Source organism: Coriobacteriia bacterium, assembly GCA_018368455.1.
Lineage (GTDB): Bacteria > Actinomycetota > Coriobacteriia > Coriobacteriales > UMGS124 > JAGZEG01.
On record JAGZEG010000006.1, the window covers coordinates 83,803 to 104,931 of the forward strand.

The 21,129-nt window shown below is 64.8% G+C and carries 18 protein-coding genes; 9 read left to right on the top strand and 9 right to left on the bottom strand.

Annotation, left to right across the window (positions count from 1 at the left end; translation table 11 throughout):
• Positions 1 to 41: 41 nt before the first annotated feature.
• On the bottom strand, positions 42 to 584 hold the full coding sequence (locus tag KHZ24_05125; protein ID MBS5450578.1) for a hypothetical protein: 543 nt from the start codon (positions 582 to 584) through the stop codon (positions 42 to 44).
• Positions 585 to 752: 168 nt separating this feature from the next.
• On the opposite strand from KHZ24_05125, the gene KHZ24_05130 reads away from it, so the two are divergent.
• Positions 753 to 2,402, top strand: a complete 1,650-nt coding sequence (locus tag KHZ24_05130) for a potassium/proton antiporter (protein MBS5450579.1) — start codon at positions 753 to 755, stop codon at positions 2,400 to 2,402.
• 455 nt (positions 2,403 to 2,857) lie between these two features.
• On the opposite strand, the gene KHZ24_05135 is transcribed toward KHZ24_05130, so the two are convergent.
• The 5 genes from KHZ24_05135 to KHZ24_05155 form a co-directional block, all read right to left on the bottom strand.
• Positions 2,858 to 4,195 (bottom strand): MFS transporter, encoded by a 1,338-nt coding sequence (locus KHZ24_05135; GenBank protein MBS5450580.1) that lies wholly within the window; start codon positions 4,193 to 4,195, stop codon positions 2,858 to 2,860.
• A gap of 1 nt (position 4,196) precedes the next feature.
• On the bottom strand, positions 4,197 to 4,457 hold the full coding sequence (locus tag KHZ24_05140) for a hypothetical protein (GenBank protein ID MBS5450581.1): 261 nt from the start codon (positions 4,455 to 4,457) through the stop codon (positions 4,197 to 4,199).
• Between the two features lie 97 nt (positions 4,458 to 4,554).
• Positions 4,555 to 4,851: a DUF4190 domain-containing protein gene (locus KHZ24_05145; protein ID MBS5450582.1), complete on the bottom strand. Its 297-nt coding sequence runs from the start codon at positions 4,849 to 4,851 to the stop codon at positions 4,555 to 4,557.
• A gap of 45 nt (positions 4,852 to 4,896) precedes the next feature.
• Positions 4,897 to 5,706 carry a prolipoprotein diacylglyceryl transferase gene (locus KHZ24_05150; protein ID MBS5450583.1) on the bottom strand — a complete coding sequence of 270 codons (810 nt, stop codon included), beginning with the start codon at positions 5,704 to 5,706 and terminating at the stop codon, positions 4,897 to 4,899.
• Positions 5,707 to 5,882: 176 nt separating this feature from the next.
• A complete protein-coding gene (locus KHZ24_05155; GenBank protein MBS5450584.1) occupies positions 5,883 to 6,464 on the bottom strand; it encodes a hypothetical protein in 582 nt (193 codons plus the stop codon).
• A 331-nt stretch (positions 6,465 to 6,795) separates the two neighbouring features.
• Between KHZ24_05155 and KHZ24_05160 the strand changes: the two genes are divergently transcribed.
• The 7 genes from KHZ24_05160 (at position 6,796) to KHZ24_05190 (ending at position 13,926) form a co-directional block, all read left to right on the top strand.
• Complete coding sequence (locus KHZ24_05160; GenBank protein ID MBS5450585.1) at positions 6,796 to 9,315, top strand: hypothetical protein; 2,520 nt, start codon at positions 6,796 to 6,798, stop codon at positions 9,313 to 9,315.
• Between the two features lie 321 nt (positions 9,316 to 9,636).
• Positions 9,637 to 9,879, top strand: coding sequence for a hypothetical protein (locus KHZ24_05165; protein MBS5450586.1), 243 nt, complete (start codon positions 9,637 to 9,639; stop codon positions 9,877 to 9,879).
• Positions 9,880 to 10,304: 425 nt separating this feature from the next.
• Positions 10,305 to 10,814, top strand: coding sequence for a hypothetical protein (locus KHZ24_05170; GenBank protein MBS5450587.1), 510 nt, complete (start codon positions 10,305 to 10,307; stop codon positions 10,812 to 10,814).
• Between the two features lie 16 nt (positions 10,815 to 10,830).
• On the top strand, positions 10,831 to 11,655 hold the full coding sequence (locus tag KHZ24_05175; GenBank protein MBS5450588.1) for a hypothetical protein: 825 nt from the start codon (positions 10,831 to 10,833) through the stop codon (positions 11,653 to 11,655).
• On the top strand, positions 11,652 to 12,548 hold the full coding sequence (locus KHZ24_05180; protein ID MBS5450589.1) for a hypothetical protein: 897 nt from the start codon (positions 11,652 to 11,654) through the stop codon (positions 12,546 to 12,548). Before KHZ24_05175 ends, KHZ24_05180 begins: the two co-directional genes overlap by 4 nt.
• A gap of 59 nt (positions 12,549 to 12,607) precedes the next feature.
• On the top strand, positions 12,608 to 13,231 hold the full coding sequence (locus KHZ24_05185; protein MBS5450590.1) for an ABC transporter ATP-binding protein: 624 nt from the start codon (positions 12,608 to 12,610) through the stop codon (positions 13,229 to 13,231).
• Complete coding sequence (locus tag KHZ24_05190; GenBank protein MBS5450591.1) at positions 13,228 to 13,926, top strand: hypothetical protein; 699 nt, start codon at positions 13,228 to 13,230, stop codon at positions 13,924 to 13,926. Before KHZ24_05185 ends, KHZ24_05190 begins: the two co-directional genes overlap by 4 nt.
• A 12-nt stretch (positions 13,927 to 13,938) precedes the next feature.
• On the opposite strand, the gene KHZ24_05195 is transcribed toward KHZ24_05190, so the two are convergent.
• The 3 genes from KHZ24_05195 to nrdD all read right to left on the bottom strand — a co-directional run bounded on the left by KHZ24_05195 (position 13,939) and on the right by nrdD (position 19,532).
• Positions 13,939 to 16,428 (bottom strand): N-6 DNA methylase, encoded by a 2,490-nt coding sequence (locus KHZ24_05195; protein MBS5450592.1) that lies wholly within the window; start codon positions 16,426 to 16,428, stop codon positions 13,939 to 13,941.
• A 96-nt stretch (positions 16,429 to 16,524) separates the two neighbouring features.
• Positions 16,525 to 17,136 (bottom strand): anaerobic ribonucleoside-triphosphate reductase activating protein, encoded by a 612-nt coding sequence (gene nrdG, locus KHZ24_05200; protein ID MBS5450593.1) that lies wholly within the window; start codon positions 17,134 to 17,136, stop codon positions 16,525 to 16,527.
• Positions 17,137 to 17,309: 173 nt separating this feature from the next.
• Positions 17,310 to 19,532 (bottom strand): anaerobic ribonucleoside-triphosphate reductase, encoded by a 2,223-nt coding sequence (gene nrdD / locus KHZ24_05205; protein MBS5450594.1) that lies wholly within the window; start codon positions 19,530 to 19,532, stop codon positions 17,310 to 17,312.
• A 508-nt stretch (positions 19,533 to 20,040) separates the two neighbouring features.
• On the opposite strand from nrdD, the gene menA reads away from it, so the two are divergent.
• On the top strand, positions 20,041 to 21,045 hold the full coding sequence (menA, locus tag KHZ24_05210; GenBank protein ID MBS5450595.1) for a 1,4-dihydroxy-2-naphthoate octaprenyltransferase: 1,005 nt from the start codon (positions 20,041 to 20,043) through the stop codon (positions 21,043 to 21,045).
• The last annotated feature ends 84 nt before the right edge of the window (positions 21,046 to 21,129 follow it).

A 21,129-nucleotide genomic window follows, 5' to 3' on the forward strand; every position in this document is an offset into this window, starting at 1 on the left:
CCTCTCTCGCTCTTCCTCGCCGCGCTGGCGCCCGGCGCGCGCTACAGGCGCGGGCCGCGACCCATCAGCACGGGCCCGACCTCGGCCACCCAGCGATCGACCATGTCCCAGTTGCGGTAGTCCCCGTCTTCCAGCGGGTAAACGCGCAGCGCGATCTTCTCCATGGCGTTGAAGCCCTCGCTGCGCTTCCAGCCAGGCAGCACGACAGAACCCACCGTATGGGTAACGCCAGCGGATGACATCGCGCGCTGCAGGTCGCTCTTGGCCATCGCCTCGTCGACGTGTCCATCAGCGCTGACGCCGCGCAAGCCTACGGAGAACAGCGCCACCGGCAGGCTCGAAAGCTCGTCGAGATTGCGCTGGATCCAGTCGCGTGCCTCCTTGTGCCACTTGCCCATGCGCACGCCGCTTCCGAACACGATGGCGTCATAGGCGCCCGCGATGCGATCGACCTCCTCGACGCTGCGTACGAACGGACGCGCGCCATATGCTATGAGGTCGACGCCGATCCTCCGTGCGATGGTGGCAGTGCAGCCGGATACCGTAGAATAGACGACCAGGACTCGCTTAAGGCGTTGACTCATCCGCGAACTCCTTTTTGCCCCCCGATTATGGCGCCAGCAACCCAACATGAGTCGTCCCCACGACACACGCCGGGACCCGCCATTCCAGATGATTGTACCATTGACAAAGTTCGTGAGACCGCACTCGTTGTGTCGGATATTACTTGTTTTTTTGGTGGTGTTTTTCATTTGAACGTATTTCTCATTATCGCAGGTACAGGCCTCATAACCTGCCTTCTCGCCACCCGTGCGTTCTCCCGTATCGGCGTGCCTGCGCTACTTGCCTTCATCCTGCTTGGCATGGTCTTCGGCGAGGACGGGCCCGTCGGTATCCAATTCTCCAACTACGAGCTGTGCAAGAACGTCGCGACGCTCGGACTCGTCATCATCATGTTCTACGGTGGCTTCGGGACGAAGTGGTCCATCGCGCGGCCCCACGCCGTCGAGTCCCTCGTACTGGCGAGTCTGGGCACGGCCGTCACTGCAGGCGTCGTGGCACTCGGCTGTCACTTCCTGCTGGGCCAGTCCTGGGTCGACAGCTTCCTGCTCGGCTCGGTCATCTCGTCGACGGACGCAGCGAGCGTCTTCTCGGTACTGCGTGCCCAGCGGCTCAACCTCAAGGGCGGCCTCGCGTCCGTGCTCGAGATCGAGTCGGGCTCGAACGACCCGTTCGCCTACCTGCTGACGTTCGTGGCGCTGCTATTCGCCGAGGGCACGGCCACGCCGGTAACCGTCGCAACGACGCTCGTCATGCAGCTCGTCATCGGAGGCGCGTGCGGCGCCCTGCTCGGCCTGGGCACGAGCCTCGTCATGCCAAAGGTGGGCGAGCGCGACGACGCCATGGCGCCCGTGCTGCTCGTCGCCGTGTCGCTGCTGGCGTTCGGCCTACCCGAGTTCGTGGGCGGCAACGGGTTCCTCTCCGTCTACCTCGCTGGCCTCATCGTGGGCAACAGCGGGCGCGTCGGCGGCAAGACGGCCATCGTCCACTTCTTCGACGGCCTGACGCACGTGGCACAGATCATGATCTTCTTCCTGTTCGGCCTGCTGGCGTTCCCCAGCAACATGCTCTCCGTGCTGCCGCAGGGCGTCTGCGTCTTCCTCGTGCTGACGTTCGTGGCGCGGCCCGTGGCGGCGACACTCATCGGCAAGCCATGCGGGCGCAGCTGGCGCCAGCTCGCGTTCGTGTCCGCCGCCGGACTGCGCGGCGCGTCCTCGCTGACGTTCGCCCTGTTCGCGCTCGAGGCGCTTTCGGGGACGGGTGCCGCCCACGGCTTCGGGATGTACCACACCGTCATGTGGGTCGTCATCCTGTCCATTCTGCTGCAGGGACCGCTGCTGCCTCTCTGCGCCCGCAAGCTCGGCCTCGTCGACGACCGCGAGTCCGTCATGCGCACGTTCACCGACTACGAGGAGCAGAGCTCCTACACGCTGTTCGAGCTCGACGTGAAGCCGGGTTCGACGTGGGATGGGTGCGAGCTGCGCAGCGCGGGGCTGCCGAGCGGCTTTCTCGTCCTGCTCGTGCGACGCGGCGACCAGGACATCGTGCCGCACGGGGCAACGGTGCTGCGCGCCGGCGACCAGCTCGTCATGAGCGCGCCGAGCTACACGCCCGCTCGGGGACGGGGCGACTCCCAAGGCACGCCGCTGCGAGAGCTCTCCCTCGGCGAGGGGCACCCCTGGGTAGGACGGAAGCTCTCGCAGGTGCCGCTCGCCCCGAACGGCCTGGCCGTGCTCGTCAAGCGCGGCGGGGACACGCTGCTGCCACACGGCACGACAACGCTACTGGCAGGAGACGTCATCGTGTATACGGGGACGCTGCCCGAAGGGGCCGAGCAGTAGCAGGGCCCGCGGAGACACGGGGACGCGCGCGGAGCACCGGGGCGCACAAAAGGAAGCGCTCCGGAGAGCGGGAGCGCGCGAGTACGGCGCCGGGGGCATGCGGGAGACGCGACGGAGGAGCCCCCGAGGAGCGCGAGCACAACCCGGAAGCGCGCGAGTACGCCTGGGGAAATGGAGCGCGACGGAGGAGCCCCCGAGGAGCGGCGGCTGCTACGAAAACCCCTCTCGTGAATTGCGCTGCTACAAAACGGCGTCTTCTGCACGATATTCGTTAGCTAGTAGGATTTTCAGCAGACGTTTTACCTGCGGTGATACTATTTATAGCATGGGTAATACCTGTCCAAAACGCTCGAAATCGTACACGACGCGGCTTTTTGTAGCGGGCGATTTCACGAGACCGCATTTTATAGCGCGGCACCGCGCCGCCTGCCCCGCTAGTCGGCAGTCGCAGGCCCTTAACCCAGGGGGCTGTCGGCCGGTTCCGGCTGGGCCGCCTGCGCCGCAGCAAGCTCGTCGGCGCGACGCTGGGCAAGAGCGTCGAGACCGCGCACGCTCGGCGTCAGCCACATCGCGATGCCGACGATGAGCATGCCCGCGCCGCACACGGCAAACCACGCGGCCACGCCCCAGGCATCGGCCAGCGGGCCGCTGATGAGCAGCGCAATGGGCGCAACGATGGAGCTCCCCGCCATGTAGAGCGCCATGACGCGACCGAGCAGCTGAGGCTCGATGAGGCGCTGGATGAGTGCCATGAGCGGCGTGTAGTACAGGGCCGCCACGACAGCCTCTGGCGCCATGAGGATGACGAACGCGACGAACGCGTTTGGCGGCAGCAGCCCCTCGACGAGCGTGAACGCGCCCAGCCCCGCCATGGAGACGATGACGAGCAGCATAAGCCGGCGCCCGCCGCCCCACGCCGCCAGCAACAGCGTTCCCACAAACGCGCCGATGCCCCACACGGCCTCGACAAGCGACGCCTGGAAGCCGTCGCCGCCGAAGTGGTTGTACGTCATGAGCGGGAACAGAGAGGCCATGGGCGCAAAGAACAGATAGCCGGCCAGAATCCACAGGAAGGCGGGCGCGAGGCCGCGAACGCTGCGCACGGCCCGCACGCCGTCACGCATCTCAGCTAACACGCTCGTGCGCTGCGCCGTTGCCATGTGGCCGTCGTCGGCGACGTGCACGAACAGCAGGCAGCCGCAGGCGATGAGCGCGCCGCCTACGTCGAGCAGCAGCGCGGCCTGCAGGCCAAACGTCGTGTACAGCAGGATGCCCAGCGCCGGTCCCGCGATGTTCGCGATGGACTGGATGCCCTGACCCAGCGACGAGATGCGCACGAGGTGGCGGTCGGGCACGAGGCAGGGCATGAGCGCCTGCATGGCCGGCGAGTGGAACGACTGGAACACGGAGCGCGCCAGCATCATGATGACGATGAGCGCGACGGAGAGGTGGCCCGCGATGACGAGCAGCGCCATGACAAGGGCGAAGGCCGCCGTGGCAAGGTCGGCGCCCATCATGACGGCGCGCCGCGAGAAGCGATCGACGATCGTGCCGGCAAACGGCCCGAGCACCGCCATGGGTAGGTACATCATCGCCGTCATGAACGTCAGCAGCGTTGCCGAGCCCGTCGACTCCGTGAGCCACCACACAACGGCGTAGTTCGCCGCGAAGCTCGTCAGGATCGAGAACGCCTGGCCGATCCAGACGAACGTGACGAGCACGCGCCAGTTGTGAGGTACGGGCTTGCCGTGCGCCGTGAGCTCAGGCCCGGATTCGCCGAGAGCGGACGCCATGCTAGTAGTAGGGATAGTACTGGGTGAAGCCCGCGAGCCCCGCGCAGCCAACCAGCAGGACGCCCGCAATGATCAGCAGGCCAAAGACGAGTCCAACGATGGACGTGACGACACCGGCGATAGCCATGCCACGGCCGCCACCCGGCGTGCCAGGCGCCAGCGCACGCATGGCCGACACCCCGAGCGGTAGACCAACAAGCGACAGAATGAGTCCCAGTACGGGAACGTAGCACAGCACGATGGACAGGATGCCGAGCACCATGGATGCGATGCCCTTGCTGCTAGCCTTGGACTGCACGGATGACGCCCCTTTCGACGATCAGCTCTGTACGCTTAGCATGCAAGACGAAACGCAGCGTCTATGCGGCGGCGGCAGCGCCGATGACACCGAGCGTCGCGCAGGCACCCATGACGCAAATGACAGCAAAGAGGCTCATCACGAGCGTGATGATGCACAGAACGAGGCCCGCGACCGCCATGCCGTGGCCGGACTCGCCGGCAGGATTGAGCTTCATGCCCTTCGACGCCAGCACGAGGCCGATGATGGAAAGCAGGAGGCACAGCCACCCCGGGATACCGGGCACGAACATGAAGACGATGGCAAGAAGACCAAGAACGAGCGCCGCTATCGAGAAACCCTTGTTACTCTGATCCATGATCTTCCCTTCTCGTGGTTTGACGTCGACAGCCTACCACACTCATCAATCTCGTGTGGCGAATGCCTTGGCGTTTTGCTTCCGATGCATGGCAACGAGCAGGATCACGCTCGCCACGATGACCAGGAGACTGATCCACTGCGACGTGGAAAACGGCCCGAGGAAGCCTCGGTAAGCATCGCCGCGCCAGAACTCGTCAACGAAGCGCACGCAGCCGTACAGCAGCCCGTAAACGCCGATGAGGCGGCGTCCCATGTGACCTCGCAGGAACAACGCGAGCAACGTGGCAAAGATGACGAGGTTGCACGCGGCCTCAATGAGTTGAATGGGCACGCGCGGAACGCCGTTTGCCTGAGCGATGGGATCCATCGTATACGTTATCCCCCACGGCACCTCCACGCCATAGCAGCAGCCCCCGAAGAAGCAGCCGATGCGTCCGAACACGTGGAACAGGGGGATAGCCACGGCGAAGATGTCGAGATGGGCCAGGACGTCCCAACCCCTCGCGTGCGCGTAGATCGAGCCGACAGCAAGCCCGCCGATGAGACCGCCGTAGAAGACAAAGCCGTCGAAGCAGCGCGCTAGGTCGGCCAGCAGCGCCCCCAGGCCCGAGTACGAAGAGGCGTTCGTGAGGACGTCCCCGATGGCGCCGGCGTTCGTGAGTCCATACAGCGCACTGGCTCCCAGGGCCACGCCGATGAGGGAGACGAGGGCGCAGATGACCTCGTCATCAGGAGACATGCCGCGCCTGCGGGCAAGCAAGGCAACGCATCCCAGCAGGGCAAGCACCCCTAGGGCAGCGCAGATGCCGTATGTGCCGAGCGTGCGGCCGAACAGCGTGATCGTGGGATACATGCGTGCTGGGGCTCCTCTCTCGATGGGGAAAATCCGCTAGGTGCGGGCCCTGTACGGCCAACCGCGCCCAACGGCTTCTATACAAAAGGCCACCCGATCAAAAGGATCGAGTGGCCTGAAATGCAACCAATGGCGCAGGCGCGCCCGTTGGCACGCCAGGATTCTCGCACTTGTGCTTACGCGGGGATCTGGATGCTGCCAGCCTTGACGGCGCGCAGGGCAACCTCGGCGGCGAGCACGATGAAGGCAACGCCGGTGACCTGAGCAGCCATGGCGGAGTCGTACACAACAGCCAGAGCCAGGACGATCATGACGAGGCCGATGACGACCTGAAGAGCCCACAGGCTGTAGCCAATGACACGAGAGGCGAAGACGCCCTCGATGAATAGGATGGCGCCAAACAGGCCGATGAGCACGGCGATGACCCACTCGTAGGACAGCGTGCCGCACAGCGGGTCAACGAGCACCGCGATGACGCAGATGAAGGAGTACAGACCGGGCAGGATCATGAAGCCCGACAGGTTCTTCGAGCCGCCACCCATCTTGAAGGCAGCCATGAACACAACGCCCACGATGGCCATGACGGCGGCACCGATGAGCGCGCCAGGCTCGTAGCCCGTCGGCAGCGTCGTGTTGTGCAGCGGCTCAGGCATGATGCCGTGGGCGACGAAGCACAGGATGCCCATCACGACGAGCAGCAGGGCGCTGACGAACAGACCGCTGCGGGTCCAGCCCATCTTCTTCCCATAGTCCTGCATGGTAAAACCCCTTTCCCTGGCACCGCGGGGGTGCCCCTCCGGCACACGAGAGAGCGTGCGCCACCGTACTCATGGCCTGCTGGCCCTACTGTGCCCTATTCTATATCCAACAGGCGCGGATGAGGAACACGGCGGCAACAGAAGATTTACCAACCGGATTCACACAAGCGCCAAAAGGCAGGACCGCGCACCACGGGAGACCCAGGCGCGGAAGACCGGAGCGCCATCTATGCCACAAGCGGCAATGACAACGAAAGACGCCAACTCATGCAATAGACATTCGACCCCAACGACAGATACAAAGCGTACTATATAGCTATGCTTCTGATATATGAGCGACAGATGCCACCGGGATGTGGAGGGGCCTATGTATCATCGCTTTGGCACGGCCCTCCCAACGATCTGGTGCGCCTGGTTTGCCCTTCTTGCGGGCGCCCCCTATATGCCGAAAAGTTCCTCACCTGACGCCATAGCCGGTGCATCATCGCTTTCGAGCCTGTCTGCATGGGTCTTTCTCGGCGTCCTCATTGGGCTGTGGGTCTCCCGGCATCCAGACGTTCGTCGTCAAGTCGGAAGGCATGGCGCCCTGGTAACCCTTGCATTTATCGTTGGCGTCGTCGCTTCCGTTGCCTTCTGCGCCCTCGTCTGGATTCACGTTGTCTCGCTTGCCCCAGCCATACGAGATGCGTCCCATCAAGGGATTCCCGCGAGGATCGCGGCCTACTCGAGCGCGCTGTTCGTTGAGACGGGCTCCCTTCTCAAGGGCGCGCCCATTATCTGTTTTGTCTGCTCTTTGCTTTGCGGGTTCCTCTTTCCCTGGGTCGTCGAAACAGACGATCTGCCTGACTTCGAAACGCGGCGCAGCCCCATCCCTTCCCTTCTCCTCCCCATCGTCGCACTCGTTGTTGGCGCCCTACAGCCGGTGGCATGGGCCCGTCTTCTGCCGCACTCGCCATTTCCCCAGCCCCTTATCTATGTCGGGTCACCCTCGGGAGGCGATCCGTCTCTGCATGACTGGCAATCTGTCTCACCTTTGGCGATTCTCCCAAGTGCCATCATGCTTATCCTCGCCCTCCTGCTAGTCCGCGCATGCGAAGATCACCGTTCGCGGGCCAACGCCTGCGACACTTTCATGTCCTTTTGTATCGGAGGACTTCTATTCAGGGCAGTTTCAAGAATCGCCCCCAGCATCTACGGCGTGACGGAAGCCGTCAGCTATCTATGCCTGGGCGTGTACATCGTTGCGCTACTCATTTTGCTTTTTGCTATCTCCCATATGAACAGGCGCGTCAGCAGCCATCTCGAAGACGAGACAGCAGCAAGCCGGGAACGAGAGACAGCTCTGCTCGAAAGCGCTCTCACAAAGTCTGGCTGGTCGCACATCAAAGGTCTCGGGCTCACTCGCAAAGAATCGCTCGTTCTCTGTGCCTCCCTGCTGCACTACCCCTCCGCGAAGACGGCGAGCATCATAGGCGTCAAGAGCTCCACCGTCAGAGAGTATAGGCGTCGGGTCTCCGTCAAAATGGGAGTCGCCTCCATCGAGGAGGCGGTGGAATTACTTCCAACGAGCTCGGTTACGCCCCGCTTTTCCGAAGAGCGGAGCGATCACGCCCCACAGGAGACCCAGAGCAGAGCCCAGGCCGTCATCACCTCGGTCGCGCTTTCTGGGGTCCTCTGTCTTGCCGTCCTCGTATTTCTACCTTTCGGCGGTGGCGTCAGACCGTGGACTGACTCATGGACGTCCTGCATGGGAATGGGAATCGGCCTTATTCTTACTGCAGCGGCCCGATCTACGCCTACAGCACCCTACGGCAGTCGACGTCTCGTCAGAAAGCACAGCGCAGCGAATGTGATGATCCATCTCGCTGCCGCAGCTGCCGTCTTGGTATTGGTCGCCGCCATCCTCTCTCAGATCGTCATGAGAACCGGGCTCCTGCCACTAAGCCCGGGGCACGCTCCCCAGAAAGCATTGAACGTTGCGTCTCTCGTCGCCATTTCCTTCTGGTCCGCCATCGCTCTCTCTCGCCTACGGGAGCTAGCCCGAGCCGCGCTGGGAACTCGTCCCCTTTTGTCAGCGCTTCCCATGGCCTCGGTTTGCTTCGCGGTTGTCATCACCGGCGTCGGTGGGAGCCAACCGTGGGCCCTGGCCGTCGTATTATCGGCGCTTACCGCCATCCCGTGCTCGGCCGTCCTTCTCCACCGTGTTGGTCCGACCGTCTTCCTGGCCCGCGCCGAAGACCATACGCCCAGAATACCGTCGCTCCTGTGCGTCGCAATCGCTGCGTGGACGTGGGGCGAGATCTGGAGATCACAGGACTTCACTTCGATGATGCCCGTTCTTGAATGGGGAAGCGCAAGCATTCTCGGCATCGCCCTTCTTTGCTCCGCTGCGTCGCTGCGGATGTTCAAAACCGCTGCGCTTTCCACGTGTATGGCCTCACTCGTCACTGCCTTTTTCCTCGGAAGCGGCGCGGGGCTAATAATCGTGTGGGCCCACATCTTTCTCTTTGGGAAAACCACAGAGATCGTGGGGGCCCATATCGCGCAAAGTCCCATCGAGGTGGAACCGATGGGCCCCTGGTACTCTCCTCTATTTGCCGCAGGCTGCGCCCTCGTTGGCGGCCCCCTGATCACAAACGCCTACGGATTCGCCGTTCTTCATCCAGGAAAATTCCAGTTCCTTGGGTCTGCCGCCGCGACGGAAACGTTCGCCTATCTGGCTGTTGCAATAGCCATGGCGAGTGTCATCGTCTTTTTCGTGGCCGGCTCACCAGCTTGCCGAAGAATCCTTCGCCTCAAAGCAAACTCGCAGGTACTCGACAATGTGACACCCAGCAAGAAGAAAGAATAATCGGCTGCCTACAGACGCCCAGGGGCCCCTTGGCTAGGGTTGTGTTGTGCCGCACCACACGGACGGCACAGACCCTGCGAGAAAGGGACTCAAATGGAACTCCGCAAGCACATTGTCCTATCCATTGCTTCTCTCTTGGCAGCGGCAGGACTTGCAGCAGCAACAGCCGCAACGCCTGCCATAGCCAGCGAAGACCGGATCCAGCCCCTCACCACAGAGAACCAGTGGTATGACTTCTACTTCGCCTATCCCGGGGCAACTCAGGGAACGTACGGTGTTCCAAAGGAGGACGATACAGCCTCTTGGATTACCGTAACCAACATGACGATGTACGACCTCGAGCTCTACATCGACGGTGGCACCTACCAAAGCGGCCCATGGATCAACTGCACTGTTGGCGGATCTGCCTACCTGGTTGATCCTGGCGACTGGTGGATTCACAACGTTGTTTACGAGAACAACTATGGCTATGCACGGCTTACCGGCTGGTGCGATGACGAGACGGGCGACCTCGAGGGCTACTGGAGCCCCGACAGCTGGGGCACCTACCCGAGCTTGAACTAGCCGTTATCGAGTCGACTTTCTTCTGACGAATTAATCCATCGACGGGATGTGGCGGCCTGCAGGCGGGCACGTGACCAGGCAGGCCGCTACAACAAGCTCGCGGGGGTGTTGGCATGACCAACCATAAAGCGTGGCGGAAGCAGGCGGCCGTCTGCAGCACCGCCTTAGTGGGGGCAACCTTTGCAATAGCGGCGTCTTTCTCGCTATGCGCGTGCTCCTCCCAGCCCTCTGTGCAGGAAGCAGCCTCCGCTAGCGAAAATCGGGGCCCGATCGTCGCGACACCGTCCTCTGACGGTCTCCCCTCAGCTTCATCTGCCTCGTGGGACGAATCGGGGCACATCCCCGTCGGGACCGCGGCGGCCCTCTCCAATGACCCGTCTTCGGCGACCCAGGACGTGATGTGGGACGGCACGATGGAAGTCGCGGTGGATAGCGCGACGCTCTACGGCTCCCCCGAGGAGGCCGCCACAGCCGAGAACCTCGGCACCGTGGTCGACCAACGCGACCGCTCCGAGCACCGTATTCTCGTCGTGAGGATGACGTTCCATAACGTCGACGCTATCTCGAGACTAGCGGCGCCAGAGTCCGGCAAGGGAGCCTACGAGTTTTTCTCCACGCTGTTCCAGCCGAAGTTCGTAACAGAAAGCGGGGAGGTTGCCTTCGCCGGGTTCATCTACTCGTTCGATGGCGCCCCCGAGGGGACAGACCCCACATCGCAGTCAGCCTCAAACTTCGTCCTCGAGCCAGGCAAGACCGCGACCTACACGCTGGGGTTCTGGCTCGACGGTCCATTCGAACCCGACGACCTCTTCATCTCCCCAGCGTCATGGGGCATGGGACGCTTCGTGTTCGACCTTGGACTCCCGGGCGATCAGGAGACAGGCTCGAGTCGGGGAACATCCGAAAGCGGTGGTGGCGTTGCGGCCTCTCGTTAGAATAGAACTCTCCAGGATGCTCCACGGGCGGACGTTCGCCCTCTCTCTGTCGGTCGGTACCGCCATCGCGCTCGCCGCCGCGATCGCGTCGGTGTGGGGCTACTGGGACGTGAGTGAGCGCGAGGCGCAGTACCTGGCGACGAGCTACGCCAACCAGTTCGCCCAGGGCGTCTTCACCCTCTGGATGCCCATGTGCGTCTCGCAGTCCCTGCCGAACCTGTTCTTCTTCATAGCGCCGCTGCTCATCAGCCTGGCGTACGCGTGGTCGTGGAGGTCGGACCTCGACAGCGGGTACGCCCAATCCGTCATGGTGCGCTCCGCCAGGACCAGGGTGTACTGGGCCAAGGCCGTCGCGACCTTCCTCTCCGGAGCTCTCGTCGTCGCCTTGCCACTCTTGGTAAACCTCGCCGTCGTGCTCTGCCTCGTCCCGGCATACGTGCCCGACATAATCGACGTCGTCTACACGGGGCTGTGGGAGAAGGTCTTCCTCTCCGAGGTCCTCTACCGCTGGCCGGCCCTCTACGTCGTCCTGCGGCTCCTCATCGACGCGGCGCTCGCGGGGCTCTGGGCGACGACCGTACTTGCCCTGTCGATCTTCGTGCGCAACCGCGTGGCGATCATCGCCCTGCCGTACGTCGCCCTCGTGGTGATCAAGTACGTGTCAGAGCGCATCTACGTCCTCGCGGGTGTCCGCCTGAGCAGCCTGACCATACTCGACCAGCTAAAAGCGAGAGGGGACGCGTTCTACTACGACGGGGCCGCCGTGCTCGCCGGAGCCCTGGTCATGCTCGCCGTGTCCCTATTGATCCCGATTGCTACGAGGAATCGTGATGTCCTATGAGGGCAACCGTCAGAATCCTTGTAAGCGACATCAGGTACGGCCTGTTCTCCGCCGTAGCCGGCCGTCTCGCCATAGTCGCCCTCGTCAGCCTGTTCGTGTTCTTTCTCTCCTACACCGCCCTGCTCGTCAACGTCCCCGAGCTTAGGGGGAAACTCACGTTCGGCGAGGGCATCCTCTGCATGTTTCGGGGGATGATGCCCTACTCCCCGGCGTCCGGCCGGCCCTTCCAGTTCCCGATGGCGTGGTTCGCCATCTTCCTCTCCATGCTGTACGTCATGGCAGACTACCCGTTCCGCGACCTCGGCGGCATGGGCTCGCACGTGATCGTCGCCTGCGGGAGCAGGTGGGCCTGGTGGCTGGCTAAGTGCGGCTGGGTCGTCGCATGTACGCTCGTGTGCCTGGCGATACCGATCGCCATATGCGCCGTCGCGACGCTCGTCTCGGGAGGGGACTGGTCCATCGCCGTCCGCCCGGACATTGCGGCATCCCTGAGGGCAGGGGACACCGCGGCCCAGGACGGCGGGGCCGCGTTCGGGGAGGTGGGCGCCGACGTCGCCTCGCAGGCCGCCGTCGGGATCACGCCCGCCGTAGCCGCGCTGGCCGTCTCCCTGGTGGCGATAGCCATCGCGCAGCTCGTCGTCTCGCTGCTCGTCAACCCCGTCATCGGCCTGGCGGTCAGCGTCTCTGTCCTACTCCTGTCCGCCTTCTTCCGGTACTGGTGGCTCCCCGGCAACTACCTCATGCTCGCGCGGACTGGCGCGCTCATGCGTGGCGGCTTTGACCCCGCGGCCGGCATCGCCCTCTCGGCCCTTCTACTCATCGCCCTCGTTGTCATCGGTGGGCTGGCGTTCTCGCGCATGGACATCCTAGGAAGGGAGCGTGACCGCTCGTGATCAGGGTAAGGAACCTGTGCAAGTGCATCGGGTCGACCGTCGTCCTCGACGACGTGTCAATGGAGATGGCGCCCGGCCGCGTCACCGGGCTGTCCGGTCCCAACGGCTCGGGCAAGACTATGCTCATGAGGGCGATCGTCGGGCTCATCCGACCGACAAGCGGCGAGGTTACCGTCGACGGCCGCGATGCGTGGGCACGCGGAGAAGGCGGGCGCGGCTGGAAGGACGACGGAATCTGCGTCGGCCTGCTGCTCGAGGGCCCTGCGTTCCTGGACGGCTACACGGGCTACCGCAACCTCGAGCTGCTCGCGTCCATCCGGGGGACCGCGAGCCGGGAGGACATACGCGCATCCATAGAGGCGATGGGCCTCGACCCGGACGACCGCCGCAAGTATCGCAAGTACTCACTCGGGATGAAGCAGCGCCTCGGACTCGCCGGGGCAATCATGGAGCGCCCCGACGTCCTCGTCGTCGACGAGCCTACGAACGCGCTCGACACGCAGGGCGTCAGGTGCGCCGTCTCCCAGATCAAGGCCGCCGCCGATCGCGGGGCCACGGTGGTGCTCGCCTGCCACGACGCCGACGTACTCCATGAGCTGTCCGACGAGATCTGGTACCTTGCCGAGGGGCACGTGGACAGCCACGAGGTGCTGAGGCCGGCGACAGGCGGCGATGCCTCATGAGCGCCGGGGCCCACAGCACGGCCAGTTACCCGGGGCCGACCCCCGCCGTGTCCCGGCGCGTCCTCCTCACCGCCTTTGCAGCCGCAGTCGTCCTCACAGGCGTCAGCGCCCGGACGTGGTGGGTCAACGCGAGTGCGACGCCGAAGCCCAACGTTGTCGCGCACGGCATGGGCGAGTGGGTTCCACTCGGCGGGGCATACGTGATGAGCGGGTCAGCGGAGAGGACGGACGGCTACTCGGTGCGCATAAGCTCGGCTGAGGTCGTCTCGTACAACGAGTACGTCGGCCGATACGCCAACGATGGGTCACCGGCGATCAAGGGGCTCGACGTCCCTTCCATCCTGGTCCCGTCCTTCGAAATGAGGAACGACGGCAGCGACGGGTACCTCCAGATCGCCTCCATGTACCTCGTCCCCCGGCGCAAGAACGAGTTCTTCCTGTCCGACTACCGCCTGCTGGTAAAAACCGAGGAGAAGATGCGCAAGGGCGGAAACCCCGGCCTGTCCGTGAACATACGGAAGGGCACAGAGTACGAGATACACCCCGGCTACGTCCACCAGGGCGGGACCACGATGCATGGCAGCCAGGAGATCCAGGAAGCGTACCTCAACCCAATCGAGGACAAAGAGTTCGAGCTAATTCTCTCGAACATGCCCGTTCGCCACGTTGTGAAGATCAGCCTGGCGTCGATCTAGCATGCCGTCTGTCTACCTCGCCGGGGCGTAGGCCCACGGAGCAAGCGTGGCGCCCTGAGCGAGCACGTCATTAACGCTGACGACGCGCAGCGGCACAGGGGCTGCATCAGACGCCAGCAGCCCCGTTGCGCCAAGCCACGCCTCGCAAACGCCCGCGATGGCGCAAGCAAGGTCGTCTGGAACCACGCGACGCGGACAGGCGCGCAGCCCCGCCCCCTCGATGGGCCGGCCCTCGCCGAGCGCGTCCACAAACAGGATGTCGTCAGCGCAGCCCTCGTCGCCGAGCGCGACAAGGCTCATCGCAGGGCGATCGTCGCCGAACACGCCCGCCGGCAACGCACAGACGAGACGTACGCGACGCTGCTCGACGAGCGTACGGCGCAGCAGCGGCTCCGAACCCGACGTCGAGTGCAGCGCCGCATTGCCCACGAGCAGCAGCGTCGCGCCGCCGTGGGACTGGTGCGCCAGAGCGTGCTGCAACCAGGCGTAGTTTGCCTTGTTGCGCGGCGGCATCCCCAGCACCCAGCGTGGGTCATCAGCCGCCGGAGCCCCGGCATGCCACTCCCCGGCATTGGGAGGCAGCGCCGCGCAGACGATCGGCGCTTTCCAGTCGGCGAACTCGTCGGCAGCCAAGGCGCTGCCGGCAGCCGCCCCCAGCCCTCCGCGCGTCTCCCGGGCGTCACGCAGCTCGACAGCGCGCACCATGGCGCTCGCCAGCATGCAGGGGAAGTCCTCGAACTGCGCACGCAGCGTCACGTCGGGAAGCTCGCGAGCCAGCACGTCAATAACGGTGCCGTCGGCCTCGTAGGGGACGTATGCCGTCTCAAGCCGGCCCGCATCGCCCCGCGCCTCCATGCCAGTGACAGCCCCGCGCAGCGCCCCCGCAAACACGGTCGCCACTGCGGGCGGCAGGGCACGCGCCATCGGAGGCAGCGAGAACACGGCGCGCACGGCGTCGGACGTAACGACAGACGGCTCGATAGCGTCGAGCAGCATCACCCACTGCGCGAGCTGGGCAGGCGTCAGCAGCGAGCTCGCGTACGACAGGTTCGGCAAGAACGACAGCAGGTCGTCCCGCTCGGACAGCGATGCCATGGCAGCGTCAAGCGCCGCAACGACACCTGCGGGGGCCTCGGGCGCAGGACCTGGATCGCCCTCGGCGGCAGAGAGGTCCGCCTGGGCCGTGGCACGGGCGGCAGCCGCGACGGGCTCCCACTCGCCAGTGTCGGCGCAGGCGTGCACGACAGCGAGCGGGCCGAGCTCCCACGCGACGTCATCGGGAGCCAAGCCAAAGGAGTGCTCGCGCACGATGTCGCCGAGCGCGCCCAGGGCGGGATCACTTCCTGGCTCCGGCGTCACGGGAGCCGCCTGCGCCGCCCCGAGGGCGGCCGGGAAGACGGTGATGCCCCGCGGGGTGGGCAGCTCGGCCGGCTCGTAGTCCGTCTCGGAGAAGAACGAGGCGACGAGCTCGGAGCGTGAGCGAGCCAACTCGTCCAGGGCCCGCTGGGCGGCACACACGTCGCGTACGGCATCCGCTACCTTGGCAGCAAACGCCTCTCGGGCGGCGGGCGTGCCAAGAGCAAGCGCCACGTCGCCGAGGTTTTCCATCGTCAGGCCCGCCGTGCCTACGAGCTCGCCGTTGACGTGCAAGCGGTCGAGAACGCCGGCATTGCGCAGCGCGAGCAGCAGCATGGGCAGGTCGACGTCGCAGGCCCCGCGGGTGACGAACGCCATCTCTGCGATGGGGTGGGCCGGCTCGTCCACATAGTGCGCCAGCAGGTGCCGGCCGGACGGCCCCACCATGACGGCAGGCTCGCTCACGAGCGCCTCGTCGCAGCGCCCGAGCCTGCCGTTGGGACCTTCGACGCGCACGGGCTTGTCGGGCGCGCGATCGGCCGCGGGAACGTCGGTGCCCCGCGCGAGGCGACACACGTCAGCCACGCGCACGCGCTCTTCGGAGCTCGCAGCAACTTCGGCAGCATATGCCGCGTCGGCGCGGGCGTAAAGCTGCGGGATGAGGTCGTTCAGGCGCGCACGCTCGTCGTCGCACCCGTCAAGCGCCGCCACGAACGCGGCGCGCCGATCGGCGTCGGGCCACGGGATGCGCAGCGACATGAGGGCCGAGGGCGCAAGCTGGCGCAGCTGGGAAGACCCGGCCACGTAGAAGGAGGCGGCAGGCGTCGTCGTCAGGACGCGCCAGAGATAGCGGGCGTCACCGGGGTCATGCGGCACGACGGCGTGCACGTGCTCGCTCGCGGAACAGCGCCCCGGCTCGAGGTGCGCGATGAGCGTCCCAGCGCTCGTGAGCACCTGACCCACGGCGCTCACCATGACAGTCCCGCCGGCCTCGAGCGCGTAATCATCGATGCCGTACGGCTGGCAGTTCTCCGCATAGAGCGGATAGGGGCCCTTGCACGCTATGCGTCGCGCCATAGGCAGGCGCAGCTGGCGATCGCCCGCCAGCCAGCTCACATCGCCGACCCGTACCGTACCCTCGCCCATGTCCGTCTCCTCTCGGGAGGCCTCGCCTCCCCGGCACCGATGCGTCCTCGCGATGGTACCCCAAGACGGCTGACGCCCATCAAAAGACCGGCACCGCTACATTGTATGGGTCGCGTACACCGGATCGTCTACCCACCACACGGGCTCGACAACCCGCAAGGCAGCCCGCACGTCCTGCTCCGAGGCGTCGGCGCCCAGTCCGGCGCGCGCCGCATCCCAGGCCGCCCGCGTCGCCCGCATGTCGATAAGACGCTGGTTGGACGAGCCCCGGAAACGCAGGCCGAGCTCGTGCTTCTCCTCGACGAATGGGCCGTCTACAAGCACGTCGATGAGGCCGAGCAGCTCGTCGGTCGCCTCGCAATGCTTGGCCCCGAACGCCACGACATCCAGCGTGTACCCCGTGAAGCACCAGATGGTCTTGCGCGGGAAGCGCTCGCGCACCCGGTGTAGGAAGCCCACGAGGGCCCGCTGATTCTCCGGCTCCATCGGCTCGCCGCCCAGCACAGTCAGGCCGTGCACGTAGCGAGGCTCAAGGCTCGCGAGGATCTCGTCCTCGACCTCGGCCGTGAACGGCTTGCCAAACAGGAAGTCCCACGTCTGCGCGTTGAAGCAGTTCTTGCAATGGATGCGGCACCCCGACACGAACAAGCTCGTCCGCGTCCCCGGCCCATTAGCAATGTCAACATACTTGATCTCCGCGTAGTTCATGAGCACGTCCTTACCCGTCGCCCTTAGCCCTTCCCCCAGCCAAACATCACGACGCACGCGAGGGGCCTGGACCTATACCTCGGGCGCAGTTCTGCAGCCGCGCCCTCTGCGGCGAAGCTGTTTGAGCACCGAGGTATAGGTCCAGGCCCCCGACAGAGCGCGCGACAATGGTGTTACAGGTGCATCACCCTGTCGCGGATCTCCTCCGTGCGGCCCTGGTTCCAGAACTGCGTGCCGATGTAGCCGCACGTGCGACGCGCAACGTTCATCTTGGACTGGTCGCGGTTGCCGCAGTGCGGGCACTCCCACACGAGCTTGCCGTCCTCCTCGATGATCTGGATCTCACCGTCATAGCCGCACACCTGGCAGTAGTCGCTCTTCGTGTTGAGCTCGGCATACATGATGTTGTCGTAGATGAACTGCAGCACGTCGATGACGGCCTCGAGGTTGTCCTGCATGTTGGGCACCTCGACGTAGCTGATGGCACCGCCGGGCGACAGGCGCTGGAACTCACTCTCGAACTTGAGCTTCGTGTAGGCGTCGATCTGCTCGCTCACGTGGACGTGATAGCTGTTCGTGATGTAGCCCTTGTCCGTGACGCCAGGAATGATGCCCCAGCGGCGCTGCAGGGACTTCGAGAACTTGTACGTCGTCGACTCGAGCGGCGTGCCGTACAGCGAGTAGTCGATGTTCTCGGCCGTCTTCCACTCGGTGCACTTGTCATTCATGTGCTGCATGACCTGCAGCGCGAACGGCTTGGCCTCCTCGTTGGTATGGCTCTCGCCCGTCATGGCCTTCACGCACTCGTACAGGCCGGCATAGCCCAGGCTGATCGTGGAGTAGCCGCCGTAGAGCAGCGGGTCGATGGGCGTGCCCTTCGGCAGGCGAGCCAGCGCACCATACTGCCACAGGATGGGCGCGGCGTCGGACAGCGTGCCCTTGAGGCGGTCGTGACGGCAGCGCAGTGCACGGTGGCACAGCTCGAGACGCTCGTCGAATATCTCCCAGAACTTGTCCATGTCACGGCCGGCCGACAGTGCGACGTCGGGCAGGTTGATCGTCACGACGCCCTGGTTAAAGCGGCCGTAGTACTTCGGCTTGCCCGGCTCGTAGTTGCCGGCGTTGGCCACGTTGTCATAGCCGTTGCCGCTGCGGTCCGGCGTCAGGAAGCTGCGGCAGCCCATGCACGTGTAGCAGTCGCCGTTGCCCTCCGTCTCGCCCTTGGACAGCTTGAGCTCCTTCATCTTCTTCTCGGAGATGTAGTCGGGCACCATGCGCTTGGCCGTGCACTTTGCCGCAAGCTTCGTGAGGTAGAAGAACGGCTGGCCCTCTTCGATGTTGTCGGCCTCGAGCACGTAGATGAGCTTGGGGAAGGCCGGCGTGATCCAGACGCCCTCCTCGTTCTTGACGCCCTCGTAGCGCTGGCGCAGCGTCTCCTCGATGATCATGGCGAGGTCGTGCTTCTCGCGCTCGTCCTTCGCCTCGTTGAGGTACATGAACACCGTGACGAACGGGGCCTGGCCGTTCGTCGTCATGAGCGTGACGACCTGGTACTGGATGGTCTGCACGCCTCGGCGGATCTCCTCGCGCAGGCGCTTCTCGACGACGTCGGACAGCTTGTCCAGCTCGGGTTCGACGCCCATCTCCGTGAGCTCGGCGATGACGTCCTTGCGGATCTTCTTACGGCTGACGTCGACGAACGGCGCGAGGTGCGTCAGCGAGATGGACTGGCCGCCGTACTGCGAGCTGGCGACCTGCGCGATGATCTGCGTGGCGATGTTGCACGCCGTCGAGAAGCTGTGCGGCTTCTCGATGAGCGTGCCGGAGATGACGGTGCCGTTCTGCAGCATGTCCTCGAGGTTGACGAGGTCGCAGTTGTGCATGTGCTGCGCGTAGTAGTCGGAGTCGTGGAAGTGGATGATGCCTTCCTTGTGGGCCTCCACGACGTCGGCCGGCAGCAGTCGGCGCATCGCGAGGTCCTTGGAGACCTCGCCCGCCATGTAGTCGCGCTGCACGGAGTTGACGGTGGGGTTCTTGTTGGAGTTCTCCTGCTTGACCTCTTCGTTGTTGCACTCGATGAGCGAGAGGATCTTGTCGTCGGTCGTGTTGGCCTGGCGCTTAAGGCCCTGCACGTAGCGGTAGGTGATGTAGTGGCGGGCCACCTCGAACGCGTTGGCGCTCATGATGGCGTTCTCCACCATGTCCTGGATCTCCTCGACGGAGACGATGTGGGGTGTGTCCTCGACAAGCTGCTCCACCTTGTTGGAGATGCGCGTGATCTGCTCGGGCGTGAGACGGTGGGCGGGAAGCACCTGGGCGTTCGCCTTGGAGATGGCGTTCGTGATCTTAGCGATGTCGAAGTCGACCTCTGAGCCGTTGCGCTTGATGATCTTCATGGTTGCTCCCTTACCGTCCCGCTTCCTGCACTCCGCACAGGGCCCCTTGTGGGGGTCTCGGCGGCATCTCGCAAATCGAGTGACACATACTGCACAATATGTAGTGGTATCACAATCCCATTACCACTAGGAGTAGGGCGCCTGTGCCCGGGAGCCCATAATAGCGCGGTTGGCGCAAAACGGAACACCGTATCTTGTGGTATTCGCATGTACCTGGCTCAACATTTAGGTACACATGCCTTGAACATGCAGGTGAGAGGCCACGCCGTTCGCAGAATGATAGCGTGACCTGCGCTTTACCACCCGGGGCGCCCGGGGAGCCTTTCGCCGCGTCGGACACCACGCCTGCACAAACGGGCCCTTCACGTGTGCGCTTCCCTGGTGGACCGCGCGCAGAAGCCGCCCGGGACAACGCGCGCTCGAGCAGAAAACGTGGTGCCAGCCCACGCGCGGCGCCGTTGCCCTACACTGGCTGGCACGAACGAAATGCGAGACACGGGAGTCACCAATGAGCGCACGTCCTTCTGCACGCACGACAAACGAAGCCGCAAGTCCCAGCGCGGCCCGCGCGATCACGCCCCAGGAGCGCCGCGCCGCGTGGGTGCAGGCATGCCGCATCCGCACGCTGCCGCTAGCCGCCGCCGGCTCCGTCGTGGCGGCGGGCGTCGCGGCCGCCGAGGGGCAGTTCAGGCTCCCCGTGTTCCTGCTCATGTTCCTGACGAGCATCATGCTGCAGGTCATCGCGAACTTTGCCGACGACTACGGCGATTTGGCCTCGGGCCTCGACGACGAGACGCGCGTCGGCCCCAAGCGCGGCATGCAGCGCGGCATCATATCGGTCGGCGAGATGAAGCGCGTCCTCATCGCCCTGTGCGCGGCGACGTTCATCGTCGGCGTGGCGCTCATCGCCGTGTCGTTTGCGACGGGGCCCACCATGACGGGCGGTTCGTGGCTGGCCGCCGGCGTGTTCGTGCTGCTGGGCGTCGCGTGCATCGTCGCCGCCATCACGTACACGATCGGCAAGCATCCCTACGGCTACCTGGGCCTGGGCGACATCGTGAGCGGTCTGTTCTTCGGCATCGTGGCCGTCGTGGGCGGCAGCTTCCTCTACGTGCACGCCTTCACGGCGTCGAGCGTCGTGGCGGCGCTTGCGCTGACGCTGCCGGTCATGGGCGTCATGAACGTCAACAACATGCGCGACGCCAAGCGCGACAAGGCCAAGGGCAAGCGCACGATCGCCAACCTGCTCAGCGACCCCGCCATGCGCGTCTACGAGACCGTGCTGCTCGGCGTTTCGGCCGCGCTGTTCGTTGCGGCCATGGCCATGTGCGGCGTGCGCGCCTGGCCGGCCTACGTCGCGCTCGTGATCTCGTGGGCGCTATGGGCCCGCGTCCTCGTGGCGCTGTGGAAGATCCCCAATCCCGAGAGGTTCGACAAGCTCATGGCCCCCACGAGCATGGGCACGGTGCTCGTCGCCCTCGTGTGGACGATCTGCGTGGCACTCGCCGCGTAGTGCGAACACGTGCGCGGGCCATCGACGGCCGGCGACCGACGGGGTAGCGCATACATGCCCGGTCGCCCGGACCGCTCGGCACGC